This is a genomic window from Burkholderia sp. B21-005, assembly GCF_020843965.1.
GTDB lineage: Bacteria > Pseudomonadota > Gammaproteobacteria > Burkholderiales > Burkholderiaceae > Burkholderia > Burkholderia ambifaria.
Map to the genome: position 1 here is coordinate 1,981,214 of NZ_CP086302.1, position 17,003 is coordinate 1,998,216.

At 69.2% G+C, this 17,003-nt stretch carries 17 protein-coding genes; 2 read left to right on the plus strand and 15 right to left on the minus strand.

What is annotated here, in order from left to right:
- Nucleotides 1-74 precede the first annotated feature (74 nt).
- The 15 genes from LMA02_RS25330 to LMA02_RS25400 all read right to left on the minus strand — a co-directional run bounded on the left by LMA02_RS25330 (nucleotide 75) and on the right by LMA02_RS25400 (nucleotide 14,650).
- A complete protein-coding gene (locus LMA02_RS25330; RefSeq protein WP_228907980.1) occupies nucleotides 75-557 on the minus strand; it encodes a YbaB/EbfC family DNA-binding protein in 483 nt (160 codons plus the stop codon).
- Between the two features lie 81 nt (nucleotides 558-638).
- On the minus strand, nucleotides 639-2,084 hold the full coding sequence (locus tag LMA02_RS25335; protein ID WP_416378680.1) for a Do family serine endopeptidase: 1,446 nt from the start codon (nucleotides 2,082-2,084) through the stop codon (nucleotides 639-641).
- Nucleotides 2,085-2,121: 37 nt separating this feature from the next.
- Nucleotides 2,122-2,490, minus strand: a complete 369-nt coding sequence (locus tag LMA02_RS25340; protein ID WP_228907981.1) for a hypothetical protein — start codon at nucleotides 2,488-2,490, stop codon at nucleotides 2,122-2,124.
- Between the two features lie 48 nt (nucleotides 2,491-2,538).
- On the minus strand, nucleotides 2,539-3,384 hold the full coding sequence (locus LMA02_RS25345) for a hypothetical protein (protein ID WP_228907982.1): 846 nt from the start codon (nucleotides 3,382-3,384) through the stop codon (nucleotides 2,539-2,541).
- Nucleotides 3,385-3,390: 6 nt separating this feature from the next.
- The gene (locus LMA02_RS25350; protein WP_228907983.1) at nucleotides 3,391-4,281 is read right to left on the minus strand and encodes a peptidylprolyl isomerase; all 891 of its coding nucleotides are present in this window, start codon (nucleotides 4,279-4,281) and stop codon (nucleotides 3,391-3,393) included.
- 88 nt (nucleotides 4,282-4,369) lie between these two features.
- The gene (locus LMA02_RS25355; protein WP_228907984.1) at nucleotides 4,370-4,810 is read right to left on the minus strand and encodes a hypothetical protein; all 441 of its coding nucleotides are present in this window, start codon (nucleotides 4,808-4,810) and stop codon (nucleotides 4,370-4,372) included.
- Nucleotides 4,807-5,373: a YbjN domain-containing protein gene (locus LMA02_RS25360; protein WP_228907985.1), complete on the minus strand. Its 567-nt coding sequence runs from the start codon at nucleotides 5,371-5,373 to the stop codon at nucleotides 4,807-4,809. The genes LMA02_RS25355 and LMA02_RS25360 overlap by 4 nt, the downstream gene beginning before the upstream one ends.
- A gap of 57 nt (nucleotides 5,374-5,430) precedes the next feature.
- Nucleotides 5,431-6,111 carry a hypothetical protein gene (locus tag LMA02_RS25365; protein WP_228907986.1) on the minus strand — a complete coding sequence of 227 codons (681 nt, stop codon included), beginning with the start codon at nucleotides 6,109-6,111 and terminating at the stop codon, nucleotides 5,431-5,433.
- Between the two features lie 12 nt (nucleotides 6,112-6,123).
- Complete coding sequence (locus LMA02_RS25370; RefSeq protein WP_228907987.1) at nucleotides 6,124-7,935, minus strand: putative porin; 1,812 nt, start codon at nucleotides 7,933-7,935, stop codon at nucleotides 6,124-6,126.
- Between the two features lie 91 nt (nucleotides 7,936-8,026).
- On the minus strand, nucleotides 8,027-8,725 hold the full coding sequence (locus tag LMA02_RS25375) for an energy transducer TonB (protein WP_324251301.1): 699 nt from the start codon (nucleotides 8,723-8,725) through the stop codon (nucleotides 8,027-8,029).
- Nucleotides 8,726-8,729: 4 nt separating this feature from the next.
- Complete coding sequence (locus LMA02_RS25380) at nucleotides 8,730-9,140, minus strand: ExbD/TolR family protein (RefSeq protein WP_043177386.1); 411 nt, start codon at nucleotides 9,138-9,140, stop codon at nucleotides 8,730-8,732.
- Between the two features lie 19 nt (nucleotides 9,141-9,159).
- Entirely contained in the window at nucleotides 9,160-10,965 is a 1,806-nt protein-coding gene (locus tag LMA02_RS25385) for a DUF2341 domain-containing protein (RefSeq protein ID WP_228907989.1), read from the minus strand.
- A 67-nt stretch (nucleotides 10,966-11,032) separates the two neighbouring features.
- Nucleotides 11,033-12,697, minus strand: coding sequence for a ShlB/FhaC/HecB family hemolysin secretion/activation protein (locus LMA02_RS25390; protein WP_228907990.1), 1,665 nt, complete (start codon nucleotides 12,695-12,697; stop codon nucleotides 11,033-11,035).
- A 151-nt stretch (nucleotides 12,698-12,848) separates the two neighbouring features.
- Nucleotides 12,849-13,496: an adenylyl-sulfate kinase gene (gene cysC, locus LMA02_RS25395; protein ID WP_228907991.1), complete on the minus strand. Its 648-nt coding sequence runs from the start codon at nucleotides 13,494-13,496 to the stop codon at nucleotides 12,849-12,851.
- Nucleotides 13,493-14,650, minus strand: coding sequence for a TIGR03032 family protein (locus LMA02_RS25400; protein ID WP_228907992.1), 1,158 nt, complete (start codon nucleotides 14,648-14,650; stop codon nucleotides 13,493-13,495). Before LMA02_RS25400 ends, cysC begins: the two co-directional genes overlap by 4 nt.
- A 669-nt stretch (nucleotides 14,651-15,319) precedes the next feature.
- Between LMA02_RS25400 and LMA02_RS25405 the strand changes: the two genes are divergently transcribed.
- Both LMA02_RS25405 and gspK read left to right on the plus strand, forming a co-directional pair.
- Complete coding sequence (locus tag LMA02_RS25405) at nucleotides 15,320-15,892, plus strand: hypothetical protein (protein WP_228907993.1); 573 nt, start codon at nucleotides 15,320-15,322, stop codon at nucleotides 15,890-15,892.
- Nucleotides 15,893-15,925: 33 nt separating this feature from the next.
- Nucleotides 15,926-16,921 carry a type II secretion system minor pseudopilin GspK gene (gspK, locus tag LMA02_RS25410; RefSeq protein WP_228910007.1) on the plus strand — a complete coding sequence of 332 codons (996 nt, stop codon included), beginning with the start codon at nucleotides 15,926-15,928 and terminating at the stop codon, nucleotides 16,919-16,921.
- Nucleotides 16,922-17,003: the final 82 nt, after the last annotated feature.

A 17,003-nucleotide genomic window follows, 5' to 3' on the forward strand; every position in this document is an offset into this window, starting at 1 on the left:
GTCACGTTACGTCCGCGCGACACCTGCCGCACTATCGCCATTCGTCGACACGTTGAACCGCCGCCTCCGCACCGTCACGGCGCGTGCGTCACCGACGCCGGCGCCGGCGCACCGGCCGCCGCTTCCGGATTCGGCGTCAGCCGCAAGCGCACCCGCAGCGGCTGCAGCATGTCCGGCGGCGGCGCTTCGGCGAGCGGACTCGCGGTCAGCAACTGCCGCAGCGTCGCATCCGCGTCGGCCGAGCCGAGCGACGCGAACTCGATCCGCGTCACCGCGCCGTTCGCCCCGATCCACGCGCGCACGACGATCGCCGGCGGCGGCGCATCGGCGCTCGCGTTCAGCACGCGCGCTTCCAGATACCGATGCAGCCGGTCGGCCGCGTCGCCGTCCGCTTCGAGCCACGCCTGGAACTGACGACCGACGAGCTGGGCGTAGCTGATCCACGGCTGCGGCACGTCGGTCGTCTGTGCGGCGACCGGCACGCACGCGGCCAGCACGCATGCGTAAAGACATGCGCGCAGCCATCCGGATATCGTCCCTTCCCACCTTCGCGTCATCGCGCCTCCCGTTTCCCGTGTTTTGCTCGCGTGCCAGAACGGCACGCTCCTGCCGTATCGCTTTGCTTCGCCCCGGCCCGCTCATCCGATCTCGATCGGCACATACAGCCGCGTGCCGCCGCGTTGCACGAGCAGCGCGACGTTGCCGTGCGCGGCGTCGATCTCGGCCATCAGCGCGCCGAGGTTCGCGACCGGCGTGCCGTTGACCGACAGCACGATGTCGCCGGGCTGCAGTCCCGCGCGCGCCGCCTGGCCGCTCGCCTGTTCGACGACGAGCGCCTGGTTCACGCCCAGCCGCTGCCGTTCCTGCTCGTTCGCCGCGCGCAGCGCGAGCCCGAACCGCGCAGGCCCCGCCACGCCGCCGGTCGCGGCCGAACCGCTGTCGAATGCGCCGACCGTCGCGCCGACATGCATCGCCCGCCCCGCGCGCCACACCAGCAGGTCAACCTGCCGCCCCGCGCGCATGCCCGCGATCGTGCCGAGCAGGTCCACCGATTCAGCGACCGGCTTGCCGTCTACCGCGAGCACGACGTCGCCCGCCTGCAGCCCCGCGTGCGCGGCCGGACCATCGGGCTCGACCATCGTGATCAGCGCGCCGTCGGGATTCGCGAGGCCGAACGAGCGCGCGAGCGCCTGGCTCACCTCCTGCACGGCCACGCCGAGCCGGCCGCGCGTGACCTTGCCGGTGCGCAGCAACTGGTCCTTCACGTCGAGCGCGATGTCGATCGGAATCGCGAACGCGAGCCCCTGATAACCGCCCGTCTTCGAGAAGATCATCGAGTTGATGGCGATCACGCGGCCGTCGAGATCGAACAGCGGGCCACCCGAATTACCGGGATTGATCGGCACGTCGGTCTGGATGAACGGGATCGCGCGCTCGCCGGGCAACGAGCGCGACTTCGCGCTGACGATGCCTTGCGTGACCGTGTTCGCGAACCCGTACGGCGAACCGATCGCCATCACCCAGTCGCCAACCTCGGCGCGTGCGGGGTCGCCTGTCGCGACGACCGGCAGGTTGCGCGCCTCGATGCGGATCACCGCGACGTCGGACACCGGATCGCTGCCGATCACGCGGCCCTTGAACTGGCGCTTGTCGGTCAGCTTCACGTCGACGGCGGCCGCGTCGCCGACCACGTGCCGGTTCGTCAGGATCACGCCGTCCGCGCTGACGATGAAGCCCGAGCCGAGGCTCACCTCCTCGCGGTTGCCGATCACGCGCCGCGCGAGAAACGGCGCGAGCGGATGATCGGGCGCAATGCCGGGCGGCAGCTGGATGCCCATTTGCGTGACTTCGCGCGTGACGCTGATGTTGACGACGGCCGGGCCCACGCGCCGCACGAGCGCCGCGAAATTCGGTAGTGCGACGGTGGCGGAGGCGGGACGGTCCGCGGCCGGTGCGGCGCGCTCGGCGACCGCTGTCGCCGTTGCCGCCGTCGCCGTCATCGCCATGCAGATGCATGCGAAGGCGAGCCTGCCGAACATGATTCGCCGCAACCCTGCCAGGCCCATGTTGATGCGCGCGCTCATGTCGCCGCTCCCCGTCGGGTTCCGATGCCGCGCGCCATCATGGCTTCGGCGGCACCGCGACCGGCGCATTCGGCCGCTGCGGCGTCACCGAGCGGCCCCAGTTCGCGCCGAAACGGTTCTGCTCGGTCGACAGGTTGAACGTGCCGAGGCGGTTCGACGGCTGCTTCGACAGCCGCTCCGAATCCGTCTGCGATGCGCCGCCGGGTTGCGCTTCGGCCGTCGGCTTCAGTTGCTGGCTCAAGCAGTCATACGACAGCGCGCGCTTGCCGTCGACTTCCGCGTCGACGCATACCGGCTTCGCGGCCGAACCGGGCTCGGCCGTGGCCGCGCGACCGCCCTGTGCATGCGCGCCGGCCACCTGCAGCACGCAGGCGATCGTCACCGCAACCTCAAGTCGCCTCTTCATCCGGCCTCCGTTCGATCATGGCCAACTGTCCTTCGTGCACGCGTTCGCTCATGCACCCGCGCCGTGCGCCCGCGGCCGCGCCAGAAAACGCTCGAACGCGGTGCGTTCGGCCGCTTCGACGGCGGGGTCGCGCGTGTCGGCGCCCTGCGCCCATGCATCGCGCATCCCTTCGACCGGCTGCCACGCATGCACGTGCGCGCCGGTCGGATACGGCGTGACGACCGGCTCCCGATAGTCGACGCGAAAGAGCCGCGGCGCGACGCTGCCGGCCGTCCACAGGTCGCCGACGTCGCGCACGCTCGCATCGAACCAGAACCGCACCCAGCGCACCGTCGGCGCGAGCGCGGCAACCCCGGTGAACGTGGCGACCGGCCCATCGGCGGCCGGTGCATCCGGCACGCGCAGGAAACCGGCCAGCACGAGCAGGACGGCCGCCAGATCGTCGTCGCGCAGCGTCCGGTACGACCAGAGATCCGCGACGTCCAGGCATGCGATCACCGCGATGAAGCGCTCGATCGTCAGCGCGGGCCACGCGCGCCGCATCGACGCGTAGTGACGCGCCCAGTGCGCCACGAACCGCTCGCGATGGCGCGCCGCGACCTGCACGTCGTGCGAGCCGCGGATCGTGAGCTCGTCCGGCTGGTACTGCCGCGTCGTCAGCACGCACTGCGCGGAGCAGCGCGCGCTGCGGTGTCGCGCATGGCCGCCCGCGCCGGGCAGCGGCTCGAGCGCGCCGAAACAGAGCGGGCAATGGGACGGCCATGCGCCGGGCGGCCCCGGCCACGGATTCGCCTTCGGCAGGCGCGGACGATCGGGCGCGGCGGCCGCGCGCCGCCGCCCCGGCAGGCGCGCATCGGGTGCCACGACACGCGGCGTCGAACGGACAGGTGCCATGAGCGCCTACCGCGCAGCCGCGAGCGCTTTCTTCAGCGCGTCTTCGTTGATCGGCGCGTTCGCGGCCAGCTTCGCGAGATACGCTTGCGCGTTCTGCTGCGTACGCTGCGTGCGCAGCATCGTGCGCACCTGCTCCTTCACGTCGGCAAGCGGGCGCGGTGCGGCCGCGCGCACCTCGAGCAGCTTCACGACATGGAAACCCGACGGCGTGCGGACCGGCCCGGACACCTGGCCCGGCTTCAGCGCATCGGCGGCCTGCCGCACGGCCGGCAGCATCAACGAATCCGGCACGAAGCCGAGATCGCCGCCGTTTGCCGCGCTCGCCTTGTCCTGCGAATTCGCCTTCGCGAGCGCCGCGAAATCGCCGCTGCGCGCGCGGTTCGCAAGATCGGCCGCCTGCTTGCGCGCGGCGTCGAGCGTCGCCGTGTCCGCATTCGGCGGTACCGCGATGTAGATCTGCGCGACGTGCAGCGCGCGCGGCACGGTGAATGCCGCACGATTGCGCTCGTAGGCAGACTGGATCTCGGCGTCCGACGGATAGTCGGCCGGCGGCGCACTCACCGACGCGAGATAGCTGCGCACGACGATCTCGCGCCGCGCCTGCTCGATCGCCGTCTGCACCTGCGGCTCCTGGTCCCAGCCCTTCGATTTCGCCTCGGCGAGCACCGCCTTCTGCGCGAGCGTCGAGCGCACGACCTGGTCCAGCACCGCCGGATCGGCCGCGAGCCGCTCGCGCCCTTCGGGGCTCACCGCCTTCAGCAGGCTCGCGATATCGGCCTGCGTGACCGACGCCTGCGCGGCGTTCGCGATCACGTCGTCCTGCGCGTGCGCGACGAGCGGCGCGGCCAGCATCAGGCCGGTGGCCATCATGGCCAGGGTCTTCATCTTTCTCATCATGGTTCGACTGCCCTCTCGATTGCTGTTGAATCGCGCACGCCGCCGCTCGCGCGGCCTGTGCGTCGTCACGTTCGTCGCCGCATCGCGCTTAGCGCAGGCCCGACAGCGTCATGCGCAGCACGATCGGCTGGGTCATCCCGTGTGGCGGTGCGGCGCCGACCGCGCGACCGACTAGCGCATCGCGCAGCGCGGCATCGACCGCCGGATCGCTGGCCGGCGCGCTGTCCACGCGCGTCACGTGCCCACGCCGGTCGAGCCATGCGCGCACCGGCAGCATCAGCCGATCGTCGCCGGTGTCCGCCAGCCGGTCGGCCCAGCGCCCGACGTCCGCGCGCAGCCGGCACGCGGCCGCGTCGTCGCCGTCGATCGCCGCCTGCAGCCGCCGCGCGACGCCGTCCGCATACGCGAGCCAGGCGGCGGGCGCCTCGTCGGCGGCCAGCGCGCGTGCGGCGGGCCGCGCTCGCGACGGCAGCAGCGCGCGCAGCGCGGCGCCGATCCGGCGGCCGGCACGCCGGCTCGCGGCGATCATGACTGGGCCGCGGCCTCGGACGAAGCCACGACGGCAGCCGGTGCGCCCGTGTCGCCGCCGGCCGCCGCTTCCTGCTCGGCCATCGCCGGACGGTTGCGCAGATGCAGCAGGAATTCCTGGATCAGCCGATCCCACAGCTCGACCGTCGAGCGCAGGTGGCGCTCCGACACGCCGCCCGCGACCACCACGTCCATCTCCAGCGCGAGAAACGCGCCGTGGCTCGCGAGACGCGCGAAGCGCTTGGTGCGGTTCCAGTTCGCGACGAGCTCGGCCGGCAGGTCGCCCTGCACCTGCAGCACGCACGACAGCGTGTAGTCGATGTACGGGATCGCCGCGGCATCCACGCCTTGCGGCACGAGCCCGGCGGCCGGATTGCCGAAGCGCACCGCGAAGCCGACGCCCTGGCTCGCGCTCATCAGTTGCATCACGCCGTTCTGTTCGGCGATCGTCACGCGGTAGCCCGCGCGGCGCAGGATGTCGGCGAGGCGTTCCGCGCTGATGGCTTCGATCGGTGCGTCGTGCGCCGCGCGTTCGTCGGCGCTGTTCGGTTGCTTGTCTTGCATGTCGGTATTCCCGGTGTTCAATGAATCGATCGGTTCAAGGCCGGCTGCGGCCCCAGGTCATTGCGCGCCCGCGGATGCGGCCGATGCAGCGGACGCGGATGCCGGCGTCGCGGCCGGCACGCGTGCGGCCGGGTCGTACTTGCCCGCATACAGCGCATCGCCGTAGCGTTGCGCGAGATCGTCGTACTGCACGCGCGCCGACTGCGCGAACGGCTGCCGTGACGCGAAAAACGTGCCGATCCCGACATGCTCGTACGCGTCGAGGATCTCGTGGCCCACGCGATACAGCTCCGCATTGTGTGCCTGGCAGGTTTTCAGTTGCGTGTCACGCGCAGCGACGTCCTTCTGCGCCTGCGCATGTTGCGCATCGCGGGCGCGCGACACCGCGAGCAGATCCTCGTAGGACGCCTTGTACTTCGCGAGCGACCGCGCATCCTGCTCGCGCCCCGCCCGCTCCGCCGCGAGCGCGCGCTTCGCGGCCGCTTCGGCACCCGAGTCGCCGCGCGCCGACGCGAGTTGCGCTTGCGCCGTCTTCAGTTGCGCCAGAGCGTCATCGCGCTGCTTCTCCGCAGCGGCCTTGTCGGCCTGCAACTGCGCCTGGTTGTCCTGCAGCTGACCCAGCTCCTGCACGGTCGAGCGCAACTGGGTGCGCAGCTTGTCCTCGATGCTCTGCGCGTGCGCGCCGCCGGCCGCCAGCAGCAGCACGCCCGCGAGCATCGTGCGATAGGTCGTGTTCATCCGCGGCTCCGGTCAGAAGCGAGCATTGAGCTCGAGCTGCAGCACGTCGATCGATACCGGCGGCCCGTACACTTCCTTCGAGCTCAGGTAGCGGGCCGACACCCACGTGTCGCGCGCGACCGCATACGCGGCGCCGATCACGTAGCCGCGTGCGTTGGTGCCGCCGACATGGAAGTCCGGGTCGTTGAACGCGTCGAGCACGGCGTCCGGCTGCAGGTACTTGTACGCGACCGAGAAGTTCCACTGCCCCTTCTCGCGCGGCTCCGGCTCGCCGATCGTCGCCTTCGCGAGGAAGCCGTTCGGGCCGCTGCGGTAGTCGGCGCGCGTCGCGTTCACCGACGTCGATTCGTAGTTGTTGACCGGCAGCGATGCCGCAGCGAACGCCTTGTTGTCGTTGTACGCGAGGTTGCGCACGAATTCGCCGTCCAGGCGCACCTTGAAGCGGTCGGCGACGACCGTGTCCCACTGCGCCTTCAGGTCGAGCAGCCGGTAGTTGTAGGCGAGCCCGAACAGCTGCGGCTGCGGCGTCATGCCCGGCGCGAGGTTCGGGTTCTGCACGATGTTGCGCAGCGCGATCAGCGAGTTGCCGCCCTGCATGAACGCCGGCGCCTCGTTGTCGGTGTTGCAGCTCGTCGCGCCGGCATACAGCGCGCACGGCGACGACAGCGAGCCGCGCATGTTCTGGAAGTCGTAGTACGCAACCGCGCCGCGCAGCCGGTTCTTCGCGTCGATCTTCCAGTCCGCGCCGAACTGCGCGCCGAACATCCACTTCGTGTCGCTGCCGGCCTTGTCGGTGCTGTTGGACGGGAAGTTCTCGCTCGTGTACTGGATCGGGAACACGCCGAGCGTACCGAACAGCGTGACGTCCGGATTCCACGGCAGCGCATGGCGCAGGTTCGCCGCGAGGCCGTCCATCATCAGGTCGTCGGCGAACACCAGGTCCGACTTGAAGAACGGGTTGTCGAAGCGGCCGGCCGTCAGGTTCAGCCACGACGTCGGCCGGTAGGCGAAGAACGCCTTGTTCAGCCAGATGTTCTTCTTGCCCCAGCCGCCGCCGGCCGTCCCCGTGGTGGAAACCGGGCCGTTGTCGTTGCCGCTCGCGAGCTGGAGGCCGGCGATCATCTCGTCGGACAGCGTCGCCGTCACGCCGAGCCGCGCGCGATAGCGCAGCAGGTTGTTGCGGTTCTGCGTGGTGTTCTGCGTGGGGATCTGCGTGTTGTTGGTGTTCGGGTTGACGTCGAACCCGCCGCCCTGGTTGATCGCCGCGAAGTTCGTCACGCCGTTGGTGTTGCCGCTGCCGTAGAAGTGATATTCGTCACGCACGCGCATGTCGCCGTCGATCTTGATGCGCGACACCCAATCGGGGAACGTGTTCGGCTGCGCCCAGTTCTCCGCCTTCGCCTGCGCGATCACCTCCTGCTTGACCTGGTCGCGGATCTGGTCGCGCACCAGTTGCGGCACGTACGGCACCGCGACGTCGCCCGGCTGCGTCGGCGGATTGACCATGCCGCCCGCCACGACCGGTGCGCCCGATGCGCGTGCAGTGCGGGCCTGCGTGGCCTCGGTGCGCGCCTCGCTGATCAGTTCGTTCGCGTTCTGCTGCGTGAGCACGCCGCGCTTCACCAGCAGGTTGATCAAGTTGATCACCACGCTTTCCGTCGGCGCGGCCTTGCCCGTCGCTGCCTGCGCCTCGAGCGATTGCCCGTGAGCAGCCGACGCGCACGTCAGCCCCAGCGTCAGCACCGCCGCGCCGACGCGCGACCGGCGCGCGGGCAGCGCGCCGCCGCGGGGCGCCGCACCCAATTCGTTCATCTTGTGAATCATCTAGGCACTCCGAACAATTTCCGTTTCTTTTCCGGCAACATCCGTGCAACGGATGCCGCCCCATGATTGATTCGCCCTGCACGCCCGCCCGTCATGCCGGCTTGCGCCCCTGCAACCTGACGAGCACCGGATACGCGGTCGCGGGCGGCGGCGCCTCGTCGACCCGGCCGAGCGATTCCACCGCCGTGACGACCGCCGCGTCGAGCTTCGTGTCGCCGGTCGACTGTGCGACCGTCACCTTCGTGATGTGCCCGGACGCGTCCATCCACAGGTTCAGGCTGCCCGTGAAGCGCGCGCCGCCGGCCTCCTGCACGCCCTTGTCCTGCTCGATCGCGCGCTGCAGCACGTACACCATGTATTGCGCGTAGCTCGCGTTGCCGAACTTGCCGCCCCCGCCGCTGCCGACCATGCCCGAGCCGTCGCCCGCGCCGATGTTGAAGCTGTCGGTGCCGGCCTGCGCAGGCGCGTTCATCGTCATCTGCTTCGGCTGGTTGTCCGACGGCTTCGGCGCCTCGGACGGCTTCGGCGCGATCGTCGGCCGCTCGACCGGCGTCTTCACCTCTTCCTTCACCTTCTCGGGCGGCGGTTTCTGCTTCGGCGGCGGTGGGGGCGGCGGCAGCGGAATCACCGTCGTCACCTGCGGCGCGCTGGCGCGCTTCACGCCGGCCGTGTCGCCCGCGAAATGCCAGATCAGCGCGGCGAACGCCGCGAGCACCAGCGCGATCGCGACCGGCTTCACGTAGCGGCCAGGGCCCTTGTCCGGCGGGCCGCCGTTGTAGGTCATTTCCATCGCGTCAGCCGCCCTGCTTCGCCTTGCCGGTCACCAGGCCGACCTGCGACAGGTCGAGGCGGCGCAGCAGGTCGAGCACGTCCATCACCTTCTGGTACTGCACGCCCGCGTCGCCCTTCAACACGATCGGGAATTCCGGATTGGTCGCCTTCTCGGTGCGCAGCCGGCTTTCGAGCTCGTCCATCGTCACCGGGTACGCATCGAGGAACACCTGCCCCGAATCGGCCACCGTGATCGCCTTCGTCTTCGGCTTCGCGAGGCTCGCGGACGAGCTCGCCTTCGGCAGATCGACCTTGATGCCCTGCACCGACGCTGTCGTCATGATGATGAAGATGATCAGCAGCACGTACGCGAGGTCGAGCATCGGCGTGATGTTGATGTCGTCGTACGGCTTGTCGTCGTCCTGAACCTGCATGGTGGTCTCCTGCGTGCGTTCAGTCGGCCAGCACCGCGTGATCCGGCGTGCGGTGCGCTTCGGCGAGGCGCGTGACGAATTCGTCGACGAACACCTGCATGTTCGCGGTCACGTTCTTGTTGCGGATCAGCAGATAGTTGTAGCCGAACAGCGCCGGGATCGCGACGAACAGGCCCGTGACGGTCGCGAGCAGCGCGGCCGCGATACCCGGCGCGATCGCGTTCACGTTCACGTCGCCGGCCGCGGCGATCGCCGCGAACGTGATCATCACGCCGACCACCGTGCCGAGCAGGCCGAGGAACGGGCCGCCCGAGATCGCGATCGTCAGCAGCACCATCGATTTCGACAGCCGCTGGTTTTCCCGCACGAGCGTCGCGTCCATCGATGCGCGAATCGCCTCGATCGACTCGCTCGTGATCACCGTGCGGCCGTTGTCGTCCATCCGGCTGTGGATTTCATGCACGCCGGACTTGTAGAGCCGGTACAGCGACGACTGGTAGAGGCGTCGCCCTTCCGCGCTGCCTTCGTCGACGTGCGCGAGGCCCACCAGGTGACGTCCGGCCACTTCGCGAAAGCGCTGCACGAAGTACTGGTTCGCCTTGTCGACGGTGCCGACGTAGCGCGCCTTGGTCCACATCACGATCCACGACACGAACGCCATGCCCAGCAGGATCGTGATCACGACCCACGCGTCGACGGTCACCGACTGCACGATCACGCCGAAGTAGCCGAAGCCGAAGCCCGACTGCTTCTCGTCCGCGCCGTACGCGACCAGCTTCGATTCCGAGCCCTGGGCCAGCGCGTCGACCGCGATCGCCGCCGGCGAACGCGCGATCTTCGACAGCCGCAGTTCGTCGAGCGCGCCCGTGTAGGCGGCGAAGCCCGCCGGTGCGCCGGCCGCATCCGCGCCGACCGTCGCGACGCCGTTCAGCGCGGGCAACGCCGCCGCGACCTGCGCGGCCTGCTTGCCGTTGACGTAGACGGTCAGGTTCTTGCCGTCTGCCGTCACCGCGAGATAGGTCCACTGGTTCGCGGCCACCGGCGCCGCGGCCGGCGTGCGCACCGGGGCCGCGCTGCCGGCCGCGCCGTCGACTTCCGCGAACGGCACGCCGTTGTCGAGGCCGATCAGCAGCGCGTTCGCGCCGTCGCGGCGGCTGTAGACGAGCGTGTTCGGCGCGAGCGCCGCGGGCTTGACCCACGCGCTGAACGTGAAGCTGCCGCCGGCCGGCACGTTCAGCGCCGGGCTCGCGGGCAGCGTCAGCGACGCATTGCCGTCGAAGCGCGCGCCCTTGCCGACGATGCCGTCTTCAACCGCGCGGAACGTCGCGTTCTGCGCGTTGCTCGCATACGCCGTCGCGTCCTTCGGCGGCGTGCCCGACGCGCCGTTGAAGTGGTACACGAGCGTGTAGTCGGGATCGAACGTCTCGGCCGGCTTGCCGCCGTCCGGCGCCTTCTTGTTGCCGTAGTACATCCAGATCGATTCCGCGGCGCCCGCCGGCATCTTCGGCACGTCGACCCAGATCAGCGCGACGCCGAGCACCGGGTCGTATTGTTCGACGTGGTAGTTCAGCGGCGTCTTGTCGTCGGACGCGACGAAGCGGATATCCGCGCCGTTGTCGGCCAGCCCGTCGAACTGGAAGTTGCCCGAATGCAGGCGCATCAGCAGCGGCACGCGGCCCGCCGAATCCGCGAGGTTCGCGCCCTTCGGGCTCGCGTCGATCGTGATCGCCTTCCGGTACGACCAGTCGTTCTGCCACCATGCGTTCGCGATGCCGGGCAGCACGCCGAGCATCACCGCCAACAGGAAAAACAAGACTCGCTTCACGATCCACTCCCCGAATGTGCGGGCGCTTCGCTCGTCGCGTCGCCCCGGCACGGTCAAAAAAAATCCGTCAGAACCCCAGCCGCACGTAGAAATCGAAACGCGGGCTGTACTGCCGCGTATAGACGCCCGCCTTCAGCGGCCAGCCGGCCTCGAAATCCGCGCTGGCGTACTTCATGATCTGCAATCGCGTGCCGACGCCGACGCTCATCAGGTTGAAGCGCGACGTCTGCTCCGGCAGCGGGCTCAGCAGCCACAGGTGCGCCGCATCGAAGAACGCATGGAAGCGCCACTCGTTCACGCGGCTGCCGACCGCGCCACCGAGCCACTTCGACAGCGACGGGCTGCGCAGTTCGAGCGACGCGATCACGCCGCTGTCGGCCGTGTCTTCCGCCTGCATGTAGCCGCGCACGCTGTTCATCCCGCCGGCGGCGAACTGCTCGCTCGATACGAGCGGCGAGTTCGAGATCTGCGCGCTCACGTGGCCGTTGGCCTGTATGTCGTTGGCGAAGCGCTGTGTGTGATTGACGTCGAACTTGCCGTACACGAAGTCGGGCGTTGCCTTGTAGCGCTTGTTGTCCCACGCGCCCCAGTCGCTGCCGAGGCCTCGGATGTTGGTGGTGAGCGACGCGGAGAACGACGTCTGCGAGTTCTTCAGGCTCAGCTGGCCGTTGTACGAGAACGTCACCGGCACGTAGGTCAGCGGCGCGGTGGATGTCTGGCCCACCAGGCTCACGTTCTCGTCGTAATGCTTGCGGTCGATCTCGATGCTGACCGAGTGCGCGTAGGTTTCCGACGCGGGCAGCGCGTAGATCGCGGTGAAGCCGTAGGTCGTGCCCTTGCCGAGCACGTTGGTGCCGCCGACCGACGCGACGTTGCTGTCCGAGTGCACGACGGTGGCGAGGAAGCTCCAGCGCGTATCCTTGATCGGCGCGAGATACGAGAACGCATAGACGCGCGCATCGTTCGGATGCTGCGGCGCGATCACGTAGGTGCCGGAAATCACGTGGCCGAGCTGCCACAGGTTCGAATAGCTGAGGCTCGCGCTGGTGCGCAGCGTCGACGTGCCGGGGCTGTTGTCGTTGTTCAGCTCCAGTGTGCCGTGCAGCGGGCTGTGATCGTCCACCTTGAGATCGACGTCGACCGTCTGCGGCATCGCGCCGGGCTTGAGCACCGGAATCACCTGCCGGTCCGCCGAGCGGTTCAGGTCGGTGAGCTGCTGCTGCGCCTGGTTGAAGTCGGGCACCTTGCCTTCGGCGAGCGCGGGCACCGCGTCGCGGATGTTGCGCGGCGAGTTGTACTGCGCGCCGTCGACGCGCAGCCGGCCCACCTTCGCCTCGACCACCTGCAGCAGGATCACGCCGTTCTTCACCTGCTGCTGCGGCAGCTCGACAACCACCGACTGGTAGCCACGCTCCTGATAGACCTTCTGCAGCGCATCGCGCGCCGCGTTCACGTCGCCGAGCGTGCGGCCCGGCCCTTCGAACGGATAGACGGCCCTCTCGATCTCGAGCGTCGGCAGCGTCGTGTTGCCGCGCACGACGAACGCGTTCACGTCGAACGTCTGCGGCGCCGGCGATCCCGACGCTGCCGCGTTCGCGGCCGGTACCGCGGCGGCTTCCTGCGCACGCACGCCCGAGGCGACGCACAGCCCTCCGGCCAGCACGGCGCCGGCCAGGCATCGGCATTTCAGCCGCCATCGTTCGCGTGACTTGCGGTCTACTCTCGGCGGCATGCGCCCTTCCCCTTTGTTGTTCCGGATCGCGGAGCGCTCGCTGCACTAGCCGCCCGCACCGCTATCAAATACGTGTTTCACTTCGATGACGATTTGTTCGTCATCCTTATCACGATGTACTCGATGCTTCCTGCTGCTTGCCGCTTCTGCTTCAGTCGCGGCGCGCCTGCTCCGGCATTCCACCAGCCGGACAACCGAACTGCACGCACGCATACCGCATCAGCGTATCGACGCACACCGCGAGCGATTCCCGGTCGGTGTCGAGCACGAGATCCGCATCGACCGGCGGCTCGTACGGCGACGACACGCCCGTGAATCCCGGCAGCAGGCCACGCCGCGCCTTCGCGTACAGCCCTTTCGGGTCGCGCGCTTCGCAGCGGGCGAGCGACGTGCTCACGTACACCTCGCGAAACGCCGCGCCGACGATCGACCTCGCCGCATCGCGCATCGCCGCGAGCGGCGAGATCACCGCGACGATCGCGACAGCGCCAGATCCGCTCGCCACCGCCGCAACCTCGGCGATGCGCCTCACGTTCTCGAAACGGTCCTGCTCGGTAAAGCCGAGGTCCCGATTCAGTCCGGCCCGCATCCGGTCGCCGTCGAGCACCATCGCATGCGTCCGCCGCTCGCGCAGGCGCTGCGCCAGCGCATCGGCCAGCGTCGTCTTGCCCGCGCCCGACAGCCCCGTCAGCCACAGCACGCCGCCCGCAAGTTGCGGCGCCGCGCCGCGCGACGCGTTGGCCGCGTCTACCGATAAGGACGAAACGACCGCGGAAAACCCGCAACGATCGATGTTCATCGCGCTTGCCCGCCGACGTTCGCGGGCTCGTCGTCCTCGCGCGGTCGCGTTTCCCAGAATCCGCCCTGCATCGTGACGATCGACGGTGTCTCCGCCCATTGAGGCGCGCTCAGGATCTCGGCGCGCCGCACGTTCGGCAGCACCTGCACGTCGAAGATCTCGTCGACACCGTTGAAGAACTGCAGGATGCCGAGCACCGCGCCGCTGTTCGCGTCGAGCGCGGCGACGCCCGCGACGATCGCATCGGCCTCGCTTTCGATCGGCAGCCCCTGCGGCCCGCGCTTGTCGCGCAGCTTCGACAGTCCGACGAACAGCACGCCGCCGTATTCCGCGAGACCGTGCGTGAAACCCGGCAGTGTCGCGAGCACGCGTCGCGCGCCCGACTGCGGATCGATCTGCAGCACCTGGCCGCGACCGCCTTCGAGCACGTGCAGGCGTCCGCCGATCACGCGCGGCGAATGCGGCATCGACAGGCCCGACGCGACGATGCGACCCGACGGCACCTCCATCACGACGCCGCCGTCGGCCATCCCGCGCCGCCAGCCGAACGGCTCGTCGGTCACCCCGAGCGCCGTCGCGAAACGCACCTTGCCATCGCTGAACGCCATCCCGTTCAGGTGGCAGCGGTCGTCGGGCTTCATCGCGGTCACGAACGGCGGCTGCCAGATCGACGTGAAGTTGAAGTAGCCGTCGATCACGCTGATGCACGAATAGCGCGTGTTGACCGCGAGCACGACGTGCTTGTCGAACGCCATGTCGTGCAGATCCAGGTCTCCGGTGTAGTACGCCATGCGCGGCACGAACATCGCGTCGTAGTGATCGGGGCGGCCGGGATAGAGCGGCGCGAGCGTCGACACGTTCGCGAACACCATCAGTTCGTGCATCGTCGCGACCGCGAGCCGGTTGCCGGATACGGCCATCCCCATCGAGCGCGGCAGCAGGCACGCGGACAGCGTCGGCACGCCCGCGTCGACGCCGATCACCGCGACGCCCGACGGGCGGCGGCTGACGGCCAGCGAACAGCCGAGCGCCTCGAGCACCTGCAGAAAGCGCCCCGTGTCGCGCAGGTTGATCACCGGCGACATCGCTTCCGCTGCCCGTTCCGCTGCGGCGAGCGGGTCGCCGCCCTGCCGGCCTTCCTCGAACTGTTCCACTGTGATGCACCTGTCGGCTTCGCGCCGCGTGATGAATAAAGGTGAAGTCCGCACTCGCCCGTCCGCACGCACGGCATGCGCGCGCCGGCCACGAGCCGGATCGCGCGTGCCGGGTCGCGACACTCACCTACCTAGACGGAACGAAATGCGCATTGCCGCAAACTTTTTTGCGTGGACCGGCCGCTGCGCCGCCGAGTGCGCGTGTACGCGCTGTCGGCGGCGCCGATCCAACGGCGTCGCCGACCGCGTGCGGCCTGCAATGCGCGCACGGCGCAACCCGCGCGCGAAAACGCGCGGAACGCCGTGCAGGAATATGCGTGGCCCCCGTTTGGTGTGCATGTCGCCTGCCTGGCCCGTGTCGGATCTTCGGCGTCGCGCGTGCGCGAGTCGCCGGCAAACGTGTTGCCGCTACACGGGAAAATCGCGAAAACGCGTCGCACCCGCGTGCGGCCCGACAATCGTCGGGTGCTATCGGGAAGTTTTTGTGACATTGCGCTGAAGATATTCACGAGACCGTGTGCGACGGGGCGCCCGATATCGTTTACGCGCGACCGGCCGGCGCTATCGCAGCGCGGCAAACGCCCGAACGTCACGAAAAAAACTGCGGTTTCGCGCTGCCCGATCCGTCCTAACTAATGAGAAAAACACATCGACGACGGGGTCCGATCCATGTCATTCGCCACGATGCTCGTCCGCTGGCTCGCTGGGAGGCTGTCCGGCGCGGCCGCGCCGCCTGACCCGCTGCGCGCGGCCGCCGCCGGTCGTGCCGCGCTGCGCCGCCCGTTACGCTGGCGCACGCCGTGGCTCGCGTGGCAGTCGCTGTCATGGTGCGTGCTGACGCTGCTGGCTCCGCCGGTCTGGACGATAGGCACGCTGCTGCTGATCAATGCGTCGAGCGACCAGCCGCTGTTCTGGACGCTCGCGATGGCGATCGTGCCCGTCGCGAACGGCGTCGCGATCGTCGCGACCAACCAGCGCCATCACCGCGTGCCGTTCACGCGGCGCTCGACGGTCGCGCTGTTCACGTTCTTCGTTGCGATGGCCATCGGCTGCACGCTGTTCGTGCTGCTGCTGTGGCGCTCGCATTCGATCGCCGCGCTGGTCGGCCCGCTCGCGCTCGACGGCGACGGCACGCATCCCGCGATGCTCGCGTTCTGGGTCGCGGGGCTCGCCGCGATGTTCGGTGTCACGTCATCCGCGCATGCGAGCATCGCGCATGCGTGGCTCGCGTTCGAGGCGTGAATGCGGCTGCGCCCATCCAACGGGGGCATGCGAATGCATCGATACGGGAGATCCGGCGCGACATGCGCGCCGCGCACACGCGGCATCGCGATCGTGACGGTGCTGCTCGTCGTCGCGCTGGCGGCCACGCTCGCGGCCAGCGTGCTGTGGCGTCAGCAGGTCGCGACGCGCGACGTCGAGAACCAGCGGCTCGCGACGCAGACGATGTGGGTCGAGCGCGCCGCGGTCGAATGGGCGCGGGCGACGCTGCGCGCGCAGAACGCGACGTCGAACGTGACCTTCGCCGGCCAGCCGTGGTCGGCCCCATTCTCCGACGTGCCGCTGTCCGACCTGCTGCCGCCGGATGCGGTCTCGGTCAACGCGGAACTTGCGCGCGCATCGATCTCCGGAAACGTCGAGGATGCGCAGGCCCGCTTCAACCTGATGAACCTCGTGTCGCGCATCGCGCCGGGCAAACCGTGGCAGGCGAATGCCGCAGGCGTGCTCGCGTATCGGCGGCTGCTCGGCGAACTCGCGCTCGATCCCGCGCTCGCGCAACCGACGGCCGACTACATGCTGCGCTCGCTGCGCGACACGAACGGCCCCGGCGGCTGGCCGCTGCAGCTCGTGTCGGTCGACGATCTCGCACGAATTCCCGGCTACGACGCGCATGTGATCGACGCGCTCGCGCCGTTCGTGACGGTGCTGCCCGACCTCACCGTCGTGAACGCGAACACGGCGGCCGAGCCCGTGCTCGTCGCCGCGATTCCGACGCTGTCAAAAAGCCAGGCGAAACGGCTCGTCGAGCGGCGCGGCACCGCGTATTTCGTCAGCACCGGCGATATCGCCGAGTATCTGCTGCCCGCGCAGGGCGGCAGCCCGACGCTGCCGGACGGCTCGGCCGTGGGCGTCAGCAGCGGCTATTTCATCGTGCACTGCCGCGTCCATTCGACGCGGATCAACGCCCGCATCGAAACGCTGATCGCGCGTTACGGCAGCGGCAATTTCACGTGGACGTCGGTGATCTGGGTGCGGCGGCTCACGAGTTGAATGCCGACCGCACGATTTGCGCACGTGCTTGCGGATCGACGACGCGCGATCCATCGAATCGCGCGTGAGCCGCAGCGCCGAT

Bases quoted from the DNA above. Each gene is read 5' to 3' on its own strand.
- LMA02_RS25375 (WP_324251301.1), bottom strand. From the start codon at position 8,725: ATGGAAATGACCTACAACGGCGGCCCGCCGGACAAGGGCCCTGGCCGC.
- LMA02_RS25330 (WP_228907980.1), bottom strand. From the start codon at position 557: ATGACGCGAAGGTGGGAAGGGACGATATCCGGATGGCTGCGCGCATGT.
- LMA02_RS25340 (WP_228907981.1), bottom strand. From the start codon at position 2,490: ATGAAGAGGCGACTTGAGGTTGCGGTGACGATCGCCTGCGTGCTGCAG.
- LMA02_RS25335 (WP_416378680.1), bottom strand. From the start codon at position 2,084: ATGAGCGCGCGCATCAACATGGGCCTGGCAGGGTTGCGGCGAATCATG.
- LMA02_RS25370 (WP_228907987.1), bottom strand. From the start codon at position 7,935: ATGATTCACAAGATGAACGAATTGGGTGCGGCGCCCCGCGGCGGCGCG.
- LMA02_RS25365 (WP_228907986.1), bottom strand. From the start codon at position 6,111: ATGAACACGACCTATCGCACGATGCTCGCGGGCGTGCTGCTGCTGGCG.
- LMA02_RS25405 (WP_228907993.1), top strand. From the start codon at position 15,320: ATGTCATTCGCCACGATGCTCGTCCGCTGGCTCGCTGGGAGGCTGTCC.
- cysC (WP_228907991.1), bottom strand. From the start codon at position 13,496: ATGAACATCGATCGTTGCGGGTTTTCCGCGGTCGTTTCGTCCTTATCG.
- LMA02_RS25390 (WP_228907990.1), bottom strand. From the start codon at position 12,697: ATGCCGCCGAGAGTAGACCGCAAGTCACGCGAACGATGGCGGCTGAAA.
- LMA02_RS25360 (WP_228907985.1), bottom strand. From the start codon at position 5,373: ATGCAAGACAAGCAACCGAACAGCGCCGACGAACGCGCGGCGCACGAC.
- gspK (WP_228910007.1), top strand. From the start codon at position 15,926: ATGCATCGATACGGGAGATCCGGCGCGACATGCGCGCCGCGCACACGC.
- LMA02_RS25345 (WP_228907982.1), bottom strand. From the start codon at position 3,384: ATGGCACCTGTCCGTTCGACGCCGCGTGTCGTGGCACCCGATGCGCGC.
- LMA02_RS25380 (WP_043177386.1), bottom strand. From the start codon at position 9,140: ATGCAGGTTCAGGACGACGACAAGCCGTACGACGACATCAACATCACG.
- LMA02_RS25355 (WP_228907984.1), bottom strand. From the start codon at position 4,810: ATGATCGCCGCGAGCCGGCGTGCCGGCCGCCGGATCGGCGCCGCGCTG.
- LMA02_RS25350 (WP_228907983.1), bottom strand. From the start codon at position 4,281: ATGATGAGAAAGATGAAGACCCTGGCCATGATGGCCACCGGCCTGATG.